The organism is Streptomyces sp. NBC_01217, from assembly GCF_035994185.1.
GTDB lineage: Bacteria > Actinomycetota > Actinomycetes > Streptomycetales > Streptomycetaceae > Streptomyces.
In genome coordinates this window covers 15,081-34,882 of record NZ_CP108538.1, presented here as the reverse complement: position 1 = coordinate 34,882, position 19,802 = coordinate 15,081, and the positions used below count along the sequence as shown (strand labels likewise).

At 67.6% G+C, this 19,802-nt stretch carries 20 protein-coding genes and 6 pseudogenes; 17 read left to right on the top strand and 9 right to left on the bottom strand.

What is annotated here, in order from left to right:
• Positions 1-311 precede the first annotated feature (311 nt).
• Positions 312-1,142, top strand: a complete 831-nt coding sequence (locus OG507_RS00190; RefSeq protein WP_327365054.1) for an IS5 family transposase — start codon at positions 312-314, stop codon at positions 1,140-1,142.
• Here the strand turns inward: OG507_RS00190 and OG507_RS00185 are convergent.
• The 4 genes and pseudogenes from OG507_RS00185 to OG507_RS00170 form a co-directional block, all read right to left on the bottom strand.
• Positions 1,060-1,626, bottom strand: coding sequence for a hypothetical protein (locus OG507_RS00185; protein WP_327365053.1), 567 nt, complete (start codon positions 1,624-1,626; stop codon positions 1,060-1,062). The two genes, OG507_RS00190 and OG507_RS00185, sit on opposite strands and share 83 nt — an antisense overlap.
• 151 nt (positions 1,627-1,777) lie before the next feature.
• Positions 1,778-2,239, bottom strand: a pseudogene (locus tag OG507_RS00180) (IS3 family transposase); the annotation flags it as partial.
• Positions 2,240-2,277: 38 nt separating this feature from the next.
• Positions 2,278-3,117 (bottom strand): IS3 family transposase, encoded by an 840-nt coding sequence (locus OG507_RS00175; protein WP_327365051.1) that lies wholly within the window; start codon positions 3,115-3,117, stop codon positions 2,278-2,280.
• A 9-nt stretch (positions 3,118-3,126) separates the two neighbouring features.
• Positions 3,127-3,432: a transposase gene (locus OG507_RS00170; protein ID WP_327365050.1), complete on the bottom strand. Its 306-nt coding sequence runs from the start codon at positions 3,430-3,432 to the stop codon at positions 3,127-3,129.
• Between the two features lie 650 nt (positions 3,433-4,082).
• Between OG507_RS00170 and OG507_RS00165 the strand changes: the two genes are divergently transcribed.
• From OG507_RS00165 to OG507_RS00150, 5 genes and pseudogenes are all read left to right on the top strand, one after another.
• Positions 4,083-4,946 (top strand): methionyl-tRNA formyltransferase, encoded by an 864-nt coding sequence (locus tag OG507_RS00165; protein WP_327365049.1) that lies wholly within the window; start codon positions 4,083-4,085, stop codon positions 4,944-4,946.
• A 144-nt stretch (positions 4,947-5,090) separates the two neighbouring features.
• Positions 5,091-5,408, top strand: coding sequence for a transposase (locus tag OG507_RS00160; protein WP_327365048.1), 318 nt, complete (start codon positions 5,091-5,093; stop codon positions 5,406-5,408).
• Positions 5,405-5,635 (top strand): annotated as a pseudogene (locus OG507_RS40240) (IS3 family transposase); the annotation flags it as partial. The gene OG507_RS00160 and the pseudogene OG507_RS40240, both read left to right, overlap by 4 nt.
• Positions 5,636-5,676: 41 nt before the next feature.
• Positions 5,677-5,943, top strand: coding sequence for a DDE-type integrase/transposase/recombinase (locus OG507_RS00155; RefSeq protein ID WP_327365047.1), 267 nt, complete (start codon positions 5,677-5,679; stop codon positions 5,941-5,943).
• A 289-nt stretch (positions 5,944-6,232) separates the two neighbouring features.
• The gene (locus tag OG507_RS00150; RefSeq protein WP_327365046.1) at positions 6,233-7,042 is read left to right on the top strand and encodes an IS701 family transposase; all 810 of its coding nucleotides are present in this window, start codon (positions 6,233-6,235) and stop codon (positions 7,040-7,042) included.
• Positions 7,043-7,064: 22 nt separating this feature from the next.
• On the opposite strand, the gene OG507_RS00145 is transcribed toward OG507_RS00150, so the two are convergent.
• Positions 7,065-7,517, bottom strand: coding sequence for a MarR family winged helix-turn-helix transcriptional regulator (locus OG507_RS00145; RefSeq protein WP_327365045.1), 453 nt, complete (start codon positions 7,515-7,517; stop codon positions 7,065-7,067).
• Between the two features lie 247 nt (positions 7,518-7,764).
• Here OG507_RS00145 and OG507_RS00140 point away from each other — a divergent pair, with 247 nt between their 5' ends.
• Positions 7,765-8,370 (top strand): hypothetical protein, encoded by a 606-nt coding sequence (locus OG507_RS00140; RefSeq protein ID WP_327365044.1) that lies wholly within the window; start codon positions 7,765-7,767, stop codon positions 8,368-8,370.
• Between the two features lie 46 nt (positions 8,371-8,416).
• Here OG507_RS00140 and OG507_RS00135 read toward each other — a convergent pair whose 3' ends face one another.
• The 3 genes and pseudogenes from OG507_RS00135 to OG507_RS40235 all read right to left on the bottom strand — a co-directional run.
• The gene (locus OG507_RS00135; RefSeq protein ID WP_327365043.1) at positions 8,417-9,565 is read right to left on the bottom strand and encodes an IS110 family transposase; all 1,149 of its coding nucleotides are present in this window, start codon (positions 9,563-9,565) and stop codon (positions 8,417-8,419) included.
• A gap of 108 nt (positions 9,566-9,673) precedes the next feature.
• Positions 9,674-9,997, bottom strand: coding sequence for a transposase (locus tag OG507_RS00130; RefSeq protein ID WP_327365042.1), 324 nt, complete (start codon positions 9,995-9,997; stop codon positions 9,674-9,676).
• A gap of 51 nt (positions 9,998-10,048) precedes the next feature.
• Positions 10,049-10,798, bottom strand: a pseudogene (locus OG507_RS40235) (winged helix-turn-helix domain-containing protein); the annotation flags it as partial.
• A gap of 789 nt (positions 10,799-11,587) precedes the next feature.
• Between OG507_RS40235 and wrbA the strand changes: the two are divergent.
• Both wrbA and OG507_RS00110 read left to right on the top strand, forming a co-directional pair.
• On the top strand, positions 11,588-12,199 hold the full coding sequence (gene wrbA / locus OG507_RS00115) for an NAD(P)H:quinone oxidoreductase (RefSeq protein WP_327365040.1): 612 nt from the start codon (positions 11,588-11,590) through the stop codon (positions 12,197-12,199).
• A 101-nt stretch (positions 12,200-12,300) separates the two neighbouring features.
• Positions 12,301-12,972, top strand: a complete 672-nt coding sequence (locus OG507_RS00110) for a hemerythrin domain-containing protein (RefSeq protein ID WP_327365038.1) — start codon at positions 12,301-12,303, stop codon at positions 12,970-12,972.
• A 66-nt stretch (positions 12,973-13,038) separates the two neighbouring features.
• On the opposite strand, the pseudogene OG507_RS00105 reads toward OG507_RS00110, so the two are convergent.
• A pseudogene (locus OG507_RS00105) lies at positions 13,039-13,272 on the bottom strand (helix-turn-helix domain-containing protein); the annotation flags it as partial.
• A gap of 114 nt (positions 13,273-13,386) precedes the next feature.
• Here OG507_RS00105 and OG507_RS00100 point away from each other — a divergent pair.
• From OG507_RS00100 to OG507_RS00065, 8 genes and pseudogenes are all read left to right on the top strand, one after another.
• A complete protein-coding gene (locus OG507_RS00100; protein ID WP_327365037.1) occupies positions 13,387-13,620 on the top strand; it encodes a hypothetical protein in 234 nt (77 codons plus the stop codon).
• Positions 13,621-14,450: 830 nt separating this feature from the next.
• Positions 14,451-14,645 carry a hypothetical protein gene (locus tag OG507_RS00095; protein WP_327365036.1) on the top strand — a complete coding sequence of 65 codons (195 nt, stop codon included), beginning with the start codon at positions 14,451-14,453 and terminating at the stop codon, positions 14,643-14,645.
• 21 nt (positions 14,646-14,666) lie between these two features.
• The gene (locus tag OG507_RS00090) at positions 14,667-14,996 is read left to right on the top strand and encodes a transposase (protein WP_327365035.1); all 330 of its coding nucleotides are present in this window, start codon (positions 14,667-14,669) and stop codon (positions 14,994-14,996) included.
• Positions 14,993-15,817, top strand: coding sequence for an IS3 family transposase (locus OG507_RS00085; protein ID WP_327365034.1), 825 nt, complete (start codon positions 14,993-14,995; stop codon positions 15,815-15,817). Before OG507_RS00090 ends, OG507_RS00085 begins: the two co-directional genes overlap by 4 nt.
• Positions 15,742-16,900: pseudogene (locus tag OG507_RS00080) on the top strand (IS30 family transposase). Before OG507_RS00085 ends, OG507_RS00080 begins: the two are co-directional and overlap by 76 nt.
• Positions 16,881-17,201 carry an integrase core domain-containing protein gene (locus OG507_RS00075; RefSeq protein WP_327365033.1) on the top strand — a complete coding sequence of 107 codons (321 nt, stop codon included), beginning with the start codon at positions 16,881-16,883 and terminating at the stop codon, positions 17,199-17,201. The pseudogene OG507_RS00080 and the gene OG507_RS00075 overlap by 20 nt, the downstream one beginning before the upstream one ends.
• Positions 17,202-17,235: 34 nt before the next feature.
• Positions 17,236-18,156 (top strand): annotated as a pseudogene (locus OG507_RS00070) (transposase); the annotation flags it as partial.
• Between the two features lie 126 nt (positions 18,157-18,282).
• Positions 18,283-19,545 (top strand): IS701 family transposase, encoded by a 1,263-nt coding sequence (locus OG507_RS00065; protein WP_442810906.1) that lies wholly within the window; start codon positions 18,283-18,285, stop codon positions 19,543-19,545.
• Positions 19,546-19,802: the final 257 nt, after the last annotated feature.

Genomic DNA, 19,802 nt, shown 5'->3' with positions numbered 1-19,802 from the left:
TAGCCACTGCTCCCATTCCTGGGGGCTTTGCGGCTCTGAGTGCGTTGTGGCAAACCGGATCTCGTTCGAAGCCCGCGGTGCGGGTGATCATTCGGACAGAGATGCCGGTGCGGTCGTGGGCATAGAGAAACGGGCCCCTTGGTAGTGACGTGGTTGTTGAGGCCGGTCACGAGCAAGGAGGCCCGTTGTCGGACGAGTTGACCATCTCTGCTGTGCCTGCGTCCACTGCGGTCACCCTTGGGTGTGACTGCTACGTGCACCGGTTCGGTTCGATCGCTGCGGGGCGGCGGGCAGGCTGCTATCCGAGTGACATGACGGACGCGGAGTGGGCCGAGGTCCGCTCCGTGATGCCGGTGCCGGCCTGGCTCCTGAAGCGGGGCGGGCGCCCGGAGGCGTTTTGCCATCGCGAGATGCTCGACGCGGTGCGCTACCTCGTCGACAACGGTGTGAAGTGGACGGCTCTGCCGGTCGACTTCCCGTACTGGCGGGCGGTCTACGATTTCTTCCGCCGCTGGCGGTCCTACGACTACGTGCGTGAGCTGTACGAACGCCTGCGACGCTCGGCGAGGGAACGCACGGGCCGCAACGCCGAGCCCAGTGGGGGGATCATCGACAGTCAGTCGGTGGACGCCTCCGAAACCGTCGGTGAGGACAGTCGCGGATACGACGGCGGCAAGTCATGTGACGGCCGCAAGCGCCACATCCTGACCGACACAGAGGGCCTGCTCCTGGAGGTCACCGTGACCACAGCGGATGTGCATGACTCCAAGGCCGCCCCGGCGCTGCTGGAGGCATTCATGGAACAGCCGGGCCGACTGCTAAAACTGGTGTGGGTCGACAGCGCCTACCAGGGTCCGGCGCTGGCGAAGGCGTTCGCCCGCCACGGGGTGCGGATCGAGGTCGTGCGCCGGTCCGACGGACAACGCGGATTTGTCGTACTGGCCCGCAGGTGGGTGGTGGAGCGAACGCTGAGCTGGCTCTCCCGCTCACGCCGCCTCAACCGCGACCACGAACGCCGCCCCGATCACCACCAGCAGATGGTGTGGTGGGCCGCCGTGATCAGGCTGTCGAGGCGCCTGGCCGCAGACGCTCCGCGCTGGCCGGAGAAGCGTCCCGAGCGACTGCTCCCGGCGCCGGCGTGAACCGCCCGTCCTCCGCCCGCAGCAGCCAGCCCCGCTTCTCCAGCACGTTGGCACGGTGACGGATCTTCTCCACCTCGTTCTTGATCTCCGCCTCCCGGCCCACCGCCCGGGTCAGCTCCACCCCGTTCACCGGCCCCGAAGCGGCCACCACCGCGGCGAACACCTCCCGATACACGCCGCTGAGCACCTCCTCACCGATGCCCGGCCGCCACACCGGCGGCCGCCCACCATGCACCGGGCCTGAACCGTTCGGTCCCCCAGCGGCAGCCACCTCACCACCAGACAGCACAGAAACCGGCGTATCCACCGCGCTCTCCTCGGCCAGCACCGACACCAGCTCCTCACGCCCCACCCGGGCCCGCTCGACCCGCTCCCGCGCGGCATCCACCTCCGCCTGAGCCTGCTCGAGGACCTCCGTCCAGGACTCCAGCTCCTGCCTCGCCCGCGCCTCACGCCGCTCCATCAACCCCAGCACCGACGGCATCACAACCTCCTCGATCAACAACAAGCCGTCCGCTGCCTGCCCCTACCCCTCCACGATCACACCCCGCACACGAAGAAGCCCCTGCTCATCGAACAGGGACTCCCTTTGCCACAACGCACTGAGGCGTCCCCCGGGGTGTGGACACAGGGGCTCATGCCGCGATTGAGAGTTTAGCTGCTCGCAGATGCTGCTGTTCGAACTCCACCGGTGAGAGGTAGTTGAGGGCACTGTGGCGTCTGCGGGCGTTGTAGTAGGTCAGCCACTGGAAGATTTCCTGCCTCGCCTGACGCATCGTCGAGAACAGCCTCTGGTGCATCGTCTCCCTCTTGAGCCCCTGCCAGAATGACTCGGCGAGGGCGTTGTCGTAACTCGAGCCGACCCGGCCCATGCTCCTGCGGATCCCGAAACCGTCGCAGACCTGTGCGAACGCGGCAGCGGTGTACTGCGAGCCCCTGTCCGCATGAAAGATCACGCCGTCCACGTGCCCGCCGCGGGCCGCCACCGCCATCTTGAGGGCGTCGATGACCAGCTCGGCCCGCATATGGGTGGCCATCGAGTAGCCGAGCACCCGGCGTGAGCAGATGTCCAGGACGCAGGCGAGATACAGCCACGCCCCGCTGAAGTTCCCCCGTGATGTTGGACACTCAGCACTTACGCCGCGAGGGCATGTCCGTGCTCGTGCCGCTGCCGGATCTCCAACGGGGTCAGATAGCCCCACACTGGATGCTTCCGCAGCCGCCTGCGGTTGTAGAAGGTCTCGATGAACGCGAAGATCTCGGCGCGGGCGGTGGCCCGGTCGCGCCACTGGCGGGTGCCGATCTCTTCCTTCAGTACCGCGAAGAACGACTCGGCGGCGGCATTGTCGAAGCACGAGCCGGTCCGGCCCATGCTCTGCCGAAGCCCCAACCGGCCTATCTCACGGCGGAGTTCCTTGGACGTGTACTCGCTGCCGCGGTCCGAGTGCGCGATGCAGCCGGGCTGCAGACGGCCGCGGCCGGTGGCCATGGTCAGTGCGTCGACGACCAGGCTCGCCCGGTGATGGTCGGCCATCGAGTAGCCGACCACCTCGCGGGTCGCCAGGTCCAGCCAGGTCGCGAGGTAGAGCCAGCCCTCGTCGGTGGCGATGAAGGTGATATCGCCGACCAGCCGAGTGCCGGGCTCACGGGCGGTGAAGTCACGGCCGAGCAGGTCCGTCGCGGGCACGGCCTTCTTCGCCGGACGGGTCAGACTCCGCCGCCTGCGGCGGGTGACTCCGGTGATGCCGCGTTCGCGCATGACTCGCTCGATGCGCTTGCGGTTGACCCGGTGACCGAGCCGACGCAGCTCAGCGTGGATGCGCGGCACTCCGTACGCGCGCCGCGAGGCGATGTGCAACACCGTGATCTCGTGCGCGAGGGCGTCGTCGGCAGCCTTCCGGGCGGTGCGGGCCTGCTGCCCGGCCCGCCAGGCATAGAAGGAGGAGCGGGCCACTTTCAGCAGCCGGCAACGCATACACCGCGCTCACCGATCGCTCTCTTTCGCGAAGAAGACCGCCGCTTTTCGCAGCACCTCAATGGTCTCGGCCTGCTCGCGGGCCAGCCTGCGCAGCCGGCGCAACTCCTCCCGCTCGGCCGTCGTCAGCTCGCCCGGCGCCCCCTGACCCCGGTCGGCCTGATCCTGCCTGACCCAGTTCCGCAGCCCCTCGGCGCTGACCCCGAGGTCCCTGGCCACCTCGGTGACCGTCCTGCCGGAGGAGCGAACGAGGGCGACCGCGTCCCGCTTGAACTCCTCCGAGTACCGCTTGCTGCGGTTGCTCTTGCTTCCCACCTGGCACTACTTCCTCTGGAACTTCACGTCCCAGTCTCCAGGTGTCCAACATCAAGGGGAAGCTTCACTGTCCGGAAACTTCGTGGCCCCTCAGGCCCCATTTTCCCGTACCCGAGGTGATCAGCGCAGCCAATCTCGCCCACCTGTAAAACTAACGGCTCTGTCTCACATCCGGTGGTGACGGACGGTGATGATGGCGACGGGTAGACCCACGAATCAAAAAGCTCGCAGGTCCAGTATGTTGGAGCGACCGTTGGTTGGAATAGCCAGCCTGCACAGAGACCTCCGATGCGAGCCTGGCGTGCCGACGCCGCGTCTCCCAGCGCAGCGCTCTTCGCTCGTGAAACATCGAGGTCAGAGCGTCAACCGCACTCTCTGCAACTGGCTGCTGTCGATGCTCACGATCTGTCACCACCGGATGTGTGACAGAGCCGTTCACCGTACAGACCCAGATCACGATGCCGGTGGCTGTACCTCTGCCCGCAGGCACCCCACCCACCACGCTCACCAGCGGCGATGCCTCACGCCTCACGAACTACAGCTGCCGTGAAAGTGCGACAAGGTCGAGCGAATTTACAGTCCTGTAAGACTGTCTTCGAAGGGTGCAGGCCGCTGCGTAGCACCATGCAGCGACATGGCACAGTGGTTGCATGTCGAGTAAAAGCGCACGAGTGGTTGTTTTCACATCTTTTTTGCCCAATTATCAGCTACTGGCGAGCTGGGCGGAACGACATGATCACCAGATCGCACTGGTCGTGACGCTTCCGGGCGGTACAGGCCGCTACGGCGAGGGTGAGCTGACGAGTGGCATGGGCAAGGGGATAAGTTTGCTGGCTACGGGAAAGCTGCGGACGATCGCCGCGCCGCTGATCTCTGGATTGGCTCCCGATCTGGTGATCTCCGCAGGGTTCTCGCGTCTGATACCGCAGGAGATCTTGGATATCCCGGCCTACGGTGCCTTGAATGTGCACCCATCAGTGCTTCCCGTTGGCCGGGGGCCCAATCCGATGCGGCTGGTGTACGAAGGAGCCGAGACTATCGGCGCGACCCTTCACCGGACCGAAGCCGAGTTCGATACGGGTGCCGTCCTCAGTCAGCGTGAGCGGCCGCTGCCGAAGGATCTCAGCGGACCAGCACTGATGGCCAGTTGGTTGGACATGTTCACCGAAGTCATCGAAGAGGGCACCGACAAAGCGCTCACGGGAGAACACGGCATCCCTCAGGATTCTGCCCACGCCTCCTACGTGCCGGCGTTCAGCGCGGAGGAGCAGATCATCGACTTCACCGAGGCAGCAGCAGTGATCTGCCGCAAGGTGGCGGCTCTCAACGTTCTGACTACCCGGGCGACGATACGTCTACGGGGCTTGGAAGGCTCCATCCGCCACGTGGAGCCGGTGGCATCCAGTGGTGGAATGCCCGGAACGGTCCTGGCTGTCCATGATGACGGATGGACTGTGCAAGCTGCCGACAAGGCCGTTCGTGTGATCACCGACGACAGACCACAGTGCGGGTGATGCGTCGGGTCATGAGGCAAGGCCGCGAAGTTCGTGGTCAGCTGGCGAGGGTGCAGGTCGCGGGTCCGGTCTTGGTGAACAGGCCTCGGTGGTGAATCGCCCCGGGTTTGATGGAGACATCGAAGACCCGGAAGGATCCCGAGCATGGCTGCACCCCGTAAGTACCCCGAGGAACTGCGCGAGCGGGCGACCCGGCTCGCCGTCGAGGCCCGCAAGGACCCCGCCGGCCGCGCCGGGGCGATCAGGCGCGTCGCCGAGCAGATCGACATTCACCCCGAGGCCCTGCGCGGCTGGGTGCGGCAGGCCGAGACCGACGACGGCGCCCGGGCGGGCACCACTTCCCAGGACGCGGCCCGGATCGCGGAGCTGGAGCGAGAGGTGAAGGAACTGCGGCGGGCCAACGCGATACTGAAGTCCGCCTCGGCTTTCTTCGCTGCGGAGCTGGACCGTCCACTGCGCTGAAGGTCGCCTACATCGACCAGCACAAACAGGAGTTCGGCGTCCAGCCGATCTGCGACGTCCTGAAGGACACGGACGCCGAGATCGCGCCGAGCACCTACTACGCCGCCCACACCCGGCCCGAGTCCGCCCGCACCGCCCGCGACCGGGAACTGACCGAGGAGATCCGCGTGATCCACGCCGGCAACTACGGCGTCTACGGTGCCCGCAAGATCCATGCGGCCCTCCGCGCGCGGGCCGGCCGGTGGCCCGATGCACCGTCGAGCGCCTCATGCGCGCGGCCGGCCTGCGCGGCGCGACCAGGGACAAGAGCCCGCGCACCACTCGGCCCGCACCTGAGACCGACCGTCCCCGCGACCTGGTCAGCCGGCAGTTCACCGCGGATGCCCCCAACCAGCTGCGGGTCGCCGACATCACCTACATCAAGACGCACTCGGGCTGGGTGTACGCCGCGTTCGTCATCGACGTTTTCTCCCGCATGGTCGTCGGCTGGCAGGTCGCCACCAGCCTCTACACCGAACTCGCCCTGGACGCCTAGGAGATGGGTATATGGAGACGCCGCCACGCTGGCGCCGACCTGGCCGGACTGGTCCATCACTCCGATCGCGGCGTGCAACCCGGACTCAATCGGTTGTCGCAACACCGAACGCCTGGCCGAGGCAGACGCAGTGGCCTCCGTCGGCTCCAAGGGCGATTCGTACGATAACGCCCTCGCCGAGGCATTCAACAGCGACTCTGCTGCGCAATTCGCTGCGGGGGCGAGGTCGGGTCCGTGATGATCGTTCCTGAGGTCGCTTCTCTGTCGTGCGGCTGTGGAGGCGGTACGGATGTCGATGCGGCCGGTGGGGCTGCCGGAGATCCCGGAACAGACCGTGGCGGTGGCGCGGGCGGCGTTCCCGAAGGGAAGCCTGGCGATACGGGTGCGGGACTGCCTTCAGGACCCACACCTACGCGTCAGTCTGGAGGAGACCGGCATCGGCTACGTCCTGGCCGTGGCCTGCTCCACCAGGGTACGGATCAACCAAGGACGCACCCTCGTGCGTGCGGACACCCTCGTCGGCCGGCTCCCCACAGCCGCCTGGCAGCGGTACAGCGCCGGCAACGGTGCAAAGGGCCCGCGCTACTACGACTGGGCCTGGGTCCGCATCGGCACCGGCGGCCACCGCCACCTGCTCATCCGCCGCAACCGGGCCACCGGTGAACTCGCCTTCTACCTGTGCTGGTCACCCACCGACGTGCCCCTGTCCGAGCTGGTCCGCGTCGCCGGTGTCCGTTGGAGTGTCGAGGAGTGCTTCCAGGCCGCCAAGGGCCAGGTCGGACTCGATCACTACCAGGTCCGCAACTGGACCTCATGGCACCGGCATATCACGCTCGCCATGCTCGCCCTGGCCTTCCTCGCTGCCCTTGCAGTCGGCGCTGCTCCCGACCGAGCCGTCGATCCGCACCATCCCGCCAGCAGCCGCGAGCCGATGCCATTGACCGTCCCGGAAATCCGCCGCCTATTCGCTGCCTGCCTCGTCCCACCGGCCATGTCCGTGGCCAGGCTGGTGCACTGGTCCACCTGGCGCAGACGCCACCAGGCGACAGCCCGGCGCAGCCACTACCGACGACGGACCGCCGACGAAGCCGCTGGATAGATCACGAAATCGCACTGGAGTACTAGCCGAGATGGTCGGCGACCCGCTCGAATTGGACGGCCATACCCGAGAGAAAGTCATGGTCCACGTGGTTCATGACGCGCCTGCGCGAACTGGTCAGGAGCGACGGATAGGCGCCTTCCAGGCGCTTGATTCCCTCGGGTGTCAGGCTTGCCAGGCTTCCCCGGGCGTCCACCTCGTGCCGCCGTTTCGTCACCCAACCACGGGCTTTCAGGGCGTCGACCACCCTGGAGATGCGGCTGGCCGAGAGATGGGTGAGTTCGGCGAGATCGATCACACGCAGTTCACGGTTCTCTGCCTCGGACAGGAACATCAGGACCGTGTACTCGGACAGCGTCAGCCCGGTCGACTTCAGAAGGTCTTTGTCCAGAGCGTTTGGCAACGCGGTAATCACTCGCTGTAGGGCATGCCAGAAGCGCTCTTCTTCTGCATCCAGGGGGACATCAGCCGTCATTGCGACAGCTTAACCGCCCGTCACCCGGCCATGTCCTCCGATCGCTGGTGCCGACGCCGCGCTCCACCGGGTGCCGGGGTCGTGCCTGCAGCGGCCGTCGGGGTGCTGACGGAACCAGCCGTCCATCGGTGCGTTGTGGCAAAGGGAGTCCCTGTTCGATGAGCAGGGGCTTCTTTGCGTGCGGGGTGTGATCGCGAGGGGGTAGGGGCAGGCAGCGGGCGGCTTGTTGTTGATCGAGGAGGTCGTGATGCCGTCGGTGCTGGGGTTGATGGAGCGGCGTGAGGCGCGGGCGAGGCAGGAGCTGGAGTCCTGGACGGAGGTTCTGGAGCAGGCTCAGGCGGAGGTGGATGCCGCGCGGGAGCGGGTCGAGCGGGCCCGGGTGGGGCGTGAGGAACTCGTGTCGGTGCTGGCCGAGGAGAGCCCTGTGAGCGCACCGGTTTCCGTGTCGTCTGGTGGTAAGACGGCCGTCGCTGTGGGATCGAGCGGCTTGGGCGCGGGGCAGGGCGGGCGGCCGCCGGTGTGGCGGTCGGGCATGGGTGAAGAGGTGCTCAGCGGCCTGTATCGGGAGGTGTTCGCCGCGGTGGTGGCCGCTTCGGGGCCGGTGAACGGGGTGGAGCTGACGCGGGCGGTGGGCCGGGAGGCGGAGATCAAGAACGAGGTGGAGAAGATCCGTCACCGTGCCAACGTGCTGGAGAAGCGGGGCTGGCTGGTGCGGGCGAAGGACGGACGGTTCATACCCGTGCCGGAGCTTGGAGCAGCCGGCAGGGGCGTTTCTCCGGCCAGCGCGGAGCGTCCCCGGCCATCCGGCCAGATCGGCTGGACGCCGAACTCCTGTTTGTGCTGGTCGATGTAGGCGACCTTCAGCGCAGTGGACGGTCGAGCTCGGCGATGCTTCTATGTCAAGCCACCTGCGGCAGTTCCTGGATGATCTGCTGGTCGTCATGGGCAGCCTCGTCTGCCAGCAGAGCCCGGAAGACCCGGTCGGAGATGCGGCGCCGCAGCAGTCGCAGAGCCTCTTTCACGGTCTTTCCCGCGGCGAGCTGCTTGGCGTAGTACGCAGCGCCGGGCCCGTCTTGACGGACTTGGGTGACGGCAGCCATGTGCAGGGCGTTGTTGATGGTGCGGTTGCCTCCCCGATTGAGGCGGACGCGAACCGTGTTGGAGGACCAGACGGGTATCGGGGCGGTGCCGTTGAACCGGGCGAAAGCGTCCTTGGACTTGAAGCGAGTGGCCCCGGCCGTCTCTCCGAGGATCATCGCCGCCGACGGGGCCCCGCATCCGGGCACCGCCAGCAGATTCGGAGCCAGTTCGCGAACCAGATGCCGTAGCTGGGCCTCCATCGCGTTGATGCGCAGGGTCAGGCGCCGACAATCCTGGACCAGATCCAACGCGATCTCCGCCACGACTCCGCGTCGGGCGACGAGGCCCGCTTCCAAGCTGTCCAGGACGCACAGGCGCTTCAGACCGCGCGAAGGAACGACCAGCTCGGGGTCGATCTCGTGCAGGAACCAACGCAGCTTGTTGGCGATGGCGGTGCGCTGTCGGACCAGAGTGCGTCGGTGATCGGAGCGCAACTTGACCTCGCGGGTCGGGCCGTCCAACTCGGCCTTGGGCAGATCGGGCTCTCGCAGAGCGACTCGAGCCACCGCTTCAGCGTCGATCGGATCAGACTTGCCACGCTCGCGGGCCGAGCGCCGCGCGCCGGCCATCAGTCGCGTGTGCACGCGCGCCACCGCGTACCCCGACGCCAGTAGGTCCGCCTCGAAACGTCGGGTCAGATGCCGGCAGTCCTCGATAGCGAGTAGGACCTGCTCAAACTGTCCCAGCCAGACGCAGACCTGCCGGTGGCCCCTGGCGGTGGCGTCCACGGTCAGCTGCGTCAGGCGCCTTCCGACCTGGTCCACCGCGACCAGGGTGTGAGTCTTCTTGTGGGAGTCGATACCGACCACGATCACGGGATGCCTCCAACGGGAGTCGGACGAGGTGTCGTCGTTCTCCGCGGGGGCACGCCTCAATCGGGCGAGCAGCACGCTTCTATCAGGCCACATCGCGAAGAACGGAGACGCCGACGGGGCGGCACATCGCCGAAAAGCCCTCAACTGGCGGGGCAGCAAAGAAAAGAGCCAGCCCCATCGGCATCTGTCACTGTCGCACCGTCACCGGGTCGACGTCTCCAACGATGGCATTGACGCGAAGAAAGCCGAGGCGGACTTCAGTATCGCGTTGGCCCGCCGCAGTTCCTTCACCTCTCGCTCCAGCTCCGCGATCCGGGCCGCGTCCTGGGAAGTGGTGCCCGCCCGGGCGCCGTCGTCGGTCTCGGCCTGCCGCACCCAGCCGCGCAGGGCCTCGGGGTGAATGTCGAGCTGCTCGGCGACGCGCCTGATCGCCCCGGCGCGGCCGGCGGGGTCCTTGCGGGCCTCGACGGCGAGCCGGGTCGCCCGCTCGCGCAGTTCCTCGGGGTACTTACGGGGTGCAGCCATGCTCGGGATCCTTCCGGGTCTTCGATGTCTCCATCAAACCCGGGGCGATTCAGGCAGCAGGAACACCGTGAGCCACGCACGTTCGGCGATCAGTTGGCGTATGGCGTGGGAGACGTGGGTGTTCAGGCGGTCCCAGATCAGCACGATGGGCGCCTTGACGAGGTGGTGGACGCCGTCGATCAGCGCGTTCGCCCATGCTGCGGTGCTTGCCGCGGCCGCCGGGGTGGGTGCGAAGGCGGTGGCACCGCCTGGTGCGGGAGCCGGGCCGCAGCGCGATCAGCCCGGCCACCAACCGGCGTCCCGAGCGCCCGCTGACGGTCACGACCGGGGTGTGTCCGCGTCGGCCCCAGGTGCGTCCTTGGGGCGGCCGTCGGGTGAAGCCTGCCTCGTCCTCGAAGCAGACGTAGCCCCCGCAGGCCGCCCGGGCTCCTTTACCTCGTTCCAGGTCGCCTCCTTCCAGACGGTGACGGCCTGCTCGTCGCGCTCGGCGACCCGCCGTCCCGGGACCTGGGGACTGAAGCCAAGCCGGTGCATCAGCCGCGTCGCACCCGAGACGCTGTAGGAGACGTGGAACTTCCGGCCGATCAGTGTGGCCACTCTTGCCGCGGTCCACACCTGGTCCTCCACCCAACCGTGCGCCGCCGGGCCTTCCTCCAGATACGCGGCCAGCTTCTCCAGACAGCGCGGGGACAGACGGCACCGCGAACCGCTCGGACCACGCGTAACCAGAGCCCGCGCACCGCCATCGCGCCACAACTGGTGCCACTGGTAGGCCGACTTCCCGCTCACCTGCAGGCGCCGTGTGGTGGAGTCCCTGGCGGTGCTCGTCGTGGGCGCCCTGGCCGGCGGGCTCGGCCAGGGCATGTCCTTCGGTGGCGGGCTCACCGGCGTCGGCGCGGTGGCTTCCGACGAGCATTGCCGTGCGACGATCTCGACCTTCTTTTTCGTGTCGCGTACCTCGGCATCTCCATTCCGGTGGTCGCCGGGGGGACCTGGCGCTTGAGCTGCGGGACGCGGGAGTGGCCTACGCATATACGTCATCCTCGTGTCTGCCGCCGTGGGTGTGTTTCTGCTTCGCTGGCCGCCGCGCACGGAGTGACGGGCCGCTGGGCCACCGGCTCACTCCGGCACGCACGGGATCTGCCGGACCTGATCCGTCGTGACGGCGGCCGTGTCGAAATCCAGACGGCATGGCGGCGCGCACTCCGCAGCACCGGGTACGGCGATTCGAGGCGACGCAGGCGCTCATTCGTCAGGCCCGTCTTCCACCTCCGGGCGTACTGGAAGTGCCGCATCAGCGCGCGCCAGAAGTGCTCCGTTTGGGATCCAGGGAACGCCGAAGGTCCCCATGCGGGAGCCATGACTGAGGTTCTCGTGGAGTCCACGTGCAGCGCGGCGAGGATTGGCGTGGTGCCGACGCCGACAGGCCTGTCCGGCCGGCACCGGTCCGGCGCCCACGTAATTGCGTGCGTACGCAAATGTAGTTAGGATGCTGAATGCAAGATAGAACTTTGCGCCGGCCTCCCCCGGGTGCCGGCGCCGATTCATACCCGGGGATTAGCGGCACTTCCCGCAGCAAGGAGTGAAGACGTGACACGCGTCGCCATCATCTATTACTCGGCCACCGGATCCGTGCGCAGCCTGGCGCAGGCGATCGCCGAAGGCGCACAGAAGGAAGGGGCCGAGGTCCGGCTGCGCCGCGTGGCCGAGCTCGCGCCCGAGGCCGCGATCAACAGCAACCCCGTGTGGGCCGAGAACCACCGCGTCTCGCAGGAGATCCCCGAGGCCACCAACGACGACCTCGAGTGGGCTGACGCCGTGCTCGTCGGCTCGCCGACCCGCTTCGGCCTGCCGGCCGCGCAGCTCAAGCAGTTCCTCGACCAGACCGGCCCGCTGTGGGCCCAGGGCAAGCTGGCCAACAAGGTCTACGCCTCCTTCACCTCCGCGGCCAACGCCCACGGCGGCCAGGAGAGCACCATCCTCGCGATCAACAACACCTTCTACCACTGGGGTGGACTCATCGCATCGCCCGGCTACACCGACCCGCTGCTCTTCGCGGCCGGTGGCAACCCCTACGGCCCCTCGCACCCCTCCAACAACGGCGCCGACCTGCCGGACTCCAACCGTCTGGAGGCCGCGCGTTACCTGGGCGGCCGCGTGACGCGCATCGCCGCCGCCCTCAAGCCTGGCGGCTCTCTCTGACCGGACCGGTCGATCCCGGGCCGCCGTCCCGACCGGGGCGGCGGCCCACCGACAGTGGTTCCCGAAGGGATCCACGGCAAGTGAGGTTACAAGTGACTCCGGTGAACGAGCCCATGGCGGACATCCGGGACATGTACATGGCACACACCATGCTGCGCCGGGAGTTCCGCCTCCTGCCCCGGTTGGTGCGCGACGTCGCGCCGGGTGACGTGGAGCGCGCGGAGACGGTCGGTGCCCACGCCGAGCAGGTGTGCTCCGTCCTGCACCTGCACCACGAGGGCGAGGACCTGCTGCTCTGGCCGCGCCTGCTCGAGCGCGCCGGCGACCGGGCGACGGCGATCGTGCCCACGATGGAGGAGCAGCACGCCGCCATCGAGGAGACCTACAGGGAGGTGACCGGGCTGCTGCCGGAGTGGCGCGCCACCGCGCTGGACGGCGGGCGGCTCGCGGACGCCCTCGCCCGGTTGCTGCCCGCGCTCCTGGAGCACCTGGCGTTGGAGGAGAAGGAGATACTCCCGCTCGCCGAGCGGTACGTCACCGCGGCCGAATGGAGGCAACTCGGAGAGCACGGGATGGCCCGGACCCCGCAGGAGCGGTTGCCGCTGTCCCTCGGGATGGCGATGTATGAGGCGGACCCGGAGGTCGTCGAGGCGCTGCTCGCCGAATTGCCCGAGCCGCAGCGCTCGGCGCTGACGGGCGCCGCACAGCGCGCGTACGCCGCCCACGCCGAGCGCGTGTACGGCACCGGAACCCCGCCCCGCATCGGCGACTGAGCCCGAGCCCCGGTGCCGAAAGCGGCACTTCAACCCTGGAATCGGCCGGTCCGCGGCATTGACGGGACGCGCGGTCGGCTCCATCGCGAGGAGGGGCCGTGACCGCTGGGTGACCCTGCACACCATGGCCGGCGAGACCCCGAAGAGCGGCGCCATCTGCCGCATGGTGAGGTTCGTCCGGTAGTAGACAGCCACCAGCAGCCCCCGGTCAGCAAGCGGCAGACTCCACGGCCGCCCGATGTGCGGCCCGTCGCCACCCCGCTCACGCACCACCTTCAGCAACCGCTCGAACTGCTTCATCCACAGCCCCGTGAACGTCTCCACTCACAACAGATCAGCCCTCAACATCCCACGCATACAAAGGGAAATACCCTGCTCACGGTCTTCTGCAACACGCTTTAGGCCGGTGCATGGGTGGCGGCGGTCGTCACCGTGACAACTGCAGTTACCGCCCATGCTGCCGCAGCGAAGTACGCCTACCAAGAACTGGAGTACGTACGCACGGCAAGCGAACTCGAGACCCTGCTGGTACTGCAGGAAGATCTGGACGGCCCCGCTGAGCAGAGCCAGGATGTCCTTGTTGTGCGATGCGAACTGATCATCTCAGTACAGAACGATGCCGGGATGGCCGAATGGATCACCATATAGGCCCTGAGGCTGCAAGCCGAAGGCGGGTGGTCACTGACTGCGGAGGCATCGAGTGACCGCTGACTTTGGGCACTGGCATGGGCCTTTCCATTTGATTCCGCGATCGGTGCCGTGGGACGGCCGTGCGGGGGCACGCACAGGCTCGGCCGCCACACCTCCAAGCACGATCGAAACGAACGTCGCCCATCCAACCGCCCCAACCCCGACCCGGCCAACCTATGCGGTCACAGCACTAGGAACTGCGGAGACGTGCTCTCAAGCCGCGGCGCCGGGACCGGCCGGACGCGGTGCAGGTCAGCGACCGTTGCCGGACGCGGTCGCGCACGGCGCCTGCCGACCATCGAAGTTTGGCCCCTGGCGGCCCACGACTTCGGGCGCGATGCCATCCCATCTTCATAGTCGATTCCTTTGCTCGAAGCATGCCGCGCCATAAACAACCAATGACCAACTCATGCTCGAGATGAGCCCTGCCACACGACGGGAAGGACCCCTTTGCCCTCCGAACATACGAAAAGGGCTCTTGTGCAGGCACTGCTACTGCCGCTGCGCATCGTGGCAACCGTGTACTGGTACGCCGGCGGTCGCTTCGTACACACTTCGCACGATGAGGAAGCAGTTCTCCGCCAAGCCCGCGGGAATGCCTCCCGGCGGCAGGTGCCCGGCCAAGCCGATACCGCTGGCCTTCGCTCCAACACCCGGACGAATCAGCCCGGATCCACCGGCTTGTTGTCTGTGGACAGTTTCTCGGGGAACGAAGAAGTGCCTTGTGACCTGCGATGATGGGGTTTCTCTAGGGCCACATCAGGCACGATCAGCAAGGCACTTCCGAGATGCAATCTTCCCACGCCGCAGCGGCGGTCTCGTCCGCGTTCGACGACCCGAACCTGATCGCGTACGGCGGCCTCGAGCCGGTGGTGCGGCTGGCCGAGCGGTGCGGCCTGCCCGCGCTGGTCGGGGAGCACATATGTCTGCCGGCCTCGAAGGACGGCACCGGTGTCCCTCCCCTCGTAGCGTGGAGTCCGTGATTGCAGGGGAAGTCGGGGTTCATGGGGTCCAAGCAACGGACGTATACGCCCGAGTTTCGTGAGGGTGCTGTACGCATTGTGATCGAGACGGGCAGGCCGATCCCGGAGGTCGCCGAGGAACCCGGCGTCCACTCCGGCACGCTGCACAGCTGGGTGTCGCGGTGGCGGCGCAACGGGTCGGCGTCATCCGGCCGGCCGGCCGAGCCCGCGCCGGGTGGCCGGATCCGCGAGGCCGAGCGGGCCGAGCTGGAGCGGCTGCGGCGGGAGATGAGCGAGAAGAACAAGCGGATACGCGAGCTGGAGATGGAGCGTGATGTCCTCAAGCGGTGCATGGTCCTCTGGGTGAAGTGACCGGGACGGACCCGGCCGCCCTGGCCGCGTTCATCGGTGACCAGAGGATTGGGCACCGCGTCCCGCACCGTCTGGCCTGCCAGGTCCTGGGGGTGTCGGAGTCCTGGTTCTACAAGTGGCGCGACAGGCCCACCACCGCGCGTGAGCTCCGGCGCGGACAGCTGGCCGACACGATCCGGCAGATCTTCGAGAGCTCCGGCGGCACCTGCGGTTCCCCGAAAGTATGGCTCCTCCTGGTCCGCTCAAGCTGGCGCGACTCGGTGAACACCGTCGCCCGCCTGATGGCCGAACCCGGCCTGGCCGGACGCAAGATCCGCCGCCGGCCCGGGCTGACCCGGCCCGGCAAACGGCCGGCGGCCCCGGACTTCGTGCGGCGGGACCTCACCGCCGACGCGCCCGACCAGGTGTGGTGCGGAGACATGACCGAGATCACCACCCATGAGGGCAAGCTCTACCTGGCCACCGTCATCGACCTGTTCTCACGTCGGCTGCTCGGCTACGCGATGGATGCACGCCATGACGCCGAACTGGTCGTGGCGTCCTTGAACATGGCCGCGGCCACCCGCGGCGGTGACGTGAAGGGTGTGATCCTTCACAGCGACCGCGGCAGCGAAGGCGGATTCAACTGGTCGTCGCAACGCCTTGATCACGGAGGTGCGCGATGGGGCGAGACGAGAAGAAGATGCCGAAGTTGCCTGCGGGTGCGCGACGGCAGTGGACGGCGGATCGGGCGTTGGGACCGTCGATGCGTTCGCCAGGCCGACCGGAGCCGTCTCGTGCGGTGCAGCGGGACTTCTGGCGGCGGATCGCGTCGGGAGTGACGACGGCGGAGGCCGCGGTGGCTGTTGGCGTTTCATGGCCGGTCGGATCCCGGTGGTTCCGTCACGCTGGCGGCATGCCGCCGATCAGCCTGGATGAGCCCACGGGCCGCTACCTGTCGTTCGCCGAGCGTGAGGAGATCGCGCTGCTGCGCGCCCAGGAGATCGGCGTGCGCGAGATCGCCCGCAGGATCGGACGCGACCCGGGCACGATCTCACGCGAGCTGCGCCGCAACGCGGCGACCCGGAGTGGCAAGTCGGTTTACCGGGCCCTGGTGGCGCAGTGGAAGGCGCAGCAGGCCGCGAAGCGTCCGAAGACCGCGAAACTCGTAGGCAACGACAGGCTGCGTGAGTACGTGCAGGAGCGGCTCGCCGGCAGCGTCCGTCGCCCCGACGGCACGATCGTCACCGGGCCTGAGACGCGCGCCTGGAAGGGGCCGTGCGCTGCGGACTCCCCGTTCCCGGTCGCAGAACAAGCCGCAGGGGCATGTCACCGCAGAGGTCGTCCTCAGTGAACGCCCCGCCGAGGCTGCGGACCGTGCGGTCCCCGGACACTGGGAAGGAGATTTGATCATCGGGACGGGACGATCCGCGATCGGCACGCTTGTCGTGCGCAGCAGCCGCTCCACGCTCCTCGTGCACCTGCCTCGGCTCGAGGGCTGGGGCGAGAATCCGCCCGTGAAAAACGGTCCCTCGCTCGGGGGCTATGGCGCCATCGCGATGAACACGGCGCTTACGGCATCGATGGCGCAGTTGCCCGAGCAGCTGCGCAAAACCCTCACCTGGGACCGCGGAAAGGAACTCTCGGGCCACGCCCAGTTCGCCGTCGAAACCGGGACGAAGGTGTTCTTCGCCGATCCGCACTCGCCCTGGCAACGACCGACGAACGAGAATACGAACGGGCTGCTACGTCAGTACTTCCCGAAGGGCACCAATCTGTCCCGGTGGTCGTCCGCAGACCTCGAAGCCGTCGCCCTGGCGATCAACAACCGGCCCCGCAAGACCCTCGGTTGGCGGACACCAGCCGAGGTCTTCGAGGAGCAACTACGCTCACTACAACAGCCCGGTGTTGCAACGACCGGTTGAACTCGCCGAGTACACGAGTGACGAATTCCGCAGCGAAATACGCAAGTTGCGCATGAGGCAGTCGATGGGGCGTGTCGGCTCTTGTTACGATAATGCCGCCGCGGAAAGCTGGTTCGCCATCCTGAAAGCGGAGATCGGAACCACCGTCTGGGCAACCCGCGAAGCCGCCCGGGCCGACGTTTTCCGCTACGTCGAGGTCGAGTACAACCGCAGCCGGCTCCGTCGGCACCCCGACTACGGGTACGTGACCCCGCTCGAAACGAGATCCTTGCTCAGGCAGAGCCTCGTCCCGGCAGCGTAAACACCCGCTGTCCAGTTCGCGGGGGGAACTTCAGCCCGAGCGTGAGCTGGGCGAGCGGGCCGCGAACGCGGTGGGCCTTCTCGCCCTCGTCGCAGGCCAGGACGTGGAACCGGCCGAGGACTCCGACGGCCGCGACGGACGCTGGCGCATCGCCAGGCGCACCGTGCCCGACCGGGTGGTGTCCACCGTCGATGCCGATGCCCGGCACATCCACAAGAACCGAACCCGCCACCAGGAGGGCTTCAAAGGGCACGTGTCCTTCGAGCCTGAGGCCGGACTGTTCACTGCCGTCGCGTTAACCAGCGGCTACGGGCCGGACAACCATGAGGCCGCCGTCGCGCTGGACCTGCTGGCCGACGAAGACCACAGCGAGGGCGAGACGCTGACCGTGCTCGGCGATTCCGCCTACGGCACCGGCGACCTGCGTGAACAACTGACCGGCCAGGGCCACGTCCTGGTGGTCAAGCCGCCGCCGTTGCGGCAGGCCGTCCCCGGAGGCTTCACCATTGACGACTTCCACGTCGACACCGACGCCGCCACCGTGACCTGCCCGGCCGGACAGACCGTGAACCTGGGCCGCACCAAGGCCGACGGGGGCCGCACCGCCCAGTTCAAACGGCTGTGCACCGGCTGCCCACTGCGGGAACGCTGCACAACCTCCAAGACCGGACGGGTTATCAACATCCACCCTCAGCACAAACTGCTGACCGCGGCCCGCGTCCAGGCCGCCACCGATACCGCCTGGCAGGACGAATACCGCCGATGGCGGCCCCCGGTCGAACGCGCCATCGCCTGGCTTGTTGCCCACGGCAACCGCAGAGTCCGCTACCGAGGCGTCATCGCCAACAACATCGCACTCCACCACCGCGCCGCCGCCCTCAACCTCCGCCGACTGATCAAACTCGGACTCACCCGCACCAACACCACCTGGCATCTCGCCCCGGCCACCCCATGACGAAGAAGAGGCCGCCCGGCCTACGGCCGAACAGCCCCTCAACAAGATTTTCAGCAGTCTTCTAGTAGGGCTTTGTTAGGTACCCCAAGTGATCCTCGTCAGATAGATTGTGATCTTCTTTCAGGTGTGACACCTGAGGAGATGGAAGAGGTCCGTCCACGGCTGGAGGCGTTCGCGGCCGAGATGCTCGGTTCGCTGGCACGTCGGGACCAGCGTGCCAAGGGCGAGATGTATCTGCGCGGGCTGATGCTGGACGGTAAGCGCAAGTCGATGCAGCCGATGGCCGAGCGGCTCGGGGTTGACCACCAGCAGCTTCAGCAGTTCGTCTCCTCCTCAACCTGGGACTACTCCAAGGTTCGGGAGCGCCTGGCCCGTTGGGCTGCGGCGCACATCTCTCCCGAGGCGTACGCGATCGACGATGTGGGCTTTCCCAAGGACGGCTACGACTCGCCGGGGGTAGCGCGGATGTACTGCGGTGCGCTGGGCAAGCGCGGCAACTGCCAGATCGGGGTCAGTGTGAATCTGGTGTCCGACCGCGCGTCCTCGGCCGTCGACTGGCGCCTGTTCCTTCCCGAGAGCTGGGACGACACCAAGCACGGCGACGATGCGCTGCTGGCTGACGCGATCCGGCACCGCCGGGCCAAGGCCGGCATCCCCGACGCGGCACGGCACCGGGAGAAGTGGCGCCTGGCCCTGGACATGCTCGACGAGGTCCGCGAAGACTGGGAGTTGCCCGACCTGCCGGTCGTCGCCGACGCCGGATACGGCGACGCCACCGGCTTTCGCGAGGGCCTGACCGAGCGCGGCCTGACCTACGCCGTCGCGGTCAAGGCCATCACGACCGCACACCCGGGCGACGCCACGCCCGAGCGCCCGCCATACTCCGGACAGGGCCGCCCTCCCGTGTCCGCCTACCCCCAGCCGCACACCACCCTGCGCGAGCTGGCCCTGGCAGCCGGACAAGCAGCCACCCGCACCGTCACCTGGCGCCAGGGCAGCAAGGCCACCAAGCACAACCCGAACGCCGACATGCGCTCGAAATTCCTGCCCCTGCGGGTCCGCCCGGCCAACCGACACATCCGCCGCGCCGCCGACGGCTCCCTGCCCGAATGCTGGCTGCTCGTCGAGTGGCCACCCGGCTGCGCCGAACCAACCGACTACTGGCTCTCAACGCTGCCCGCCGACACCCCACTGCGCGAGCTGGTCCGAATCGCCAAGATCCGATGGCGAGTTGAGCACGACTACCGCGAGCTCAAGGACGGTCTCGGCCTGGACCACTTCGAGGGCCGCAACTACCTCGGCTGGCACCGCCACGTCACCCTCGCCTCCCTCGCCCAGGCCTTCTGCACCCTCCTGCGGCTCGACCCAAAAGCCCCTGCGCCGGCCTAACGCTCTACGCGGTCCTCCGCGAACTCCAGGCCCTCCTGGCCACCTGGACCGGCGCCTGCTCGATATGCGGCCAACCCGCACCGACACCCGACCCCCACCACAGGACCTAACAAAGCCCTACTAGAACGGGACGATCTGGGTGAGTTCCCCCAGGTTCCCGGGGGCGAACAGGCCCTTGGCTACCGTGATTTCACGCGTGATGACACACTGATCGGACAGCGGAGCCTCCGGTGCTGTGAACGGCTGTCTTGGTCGAC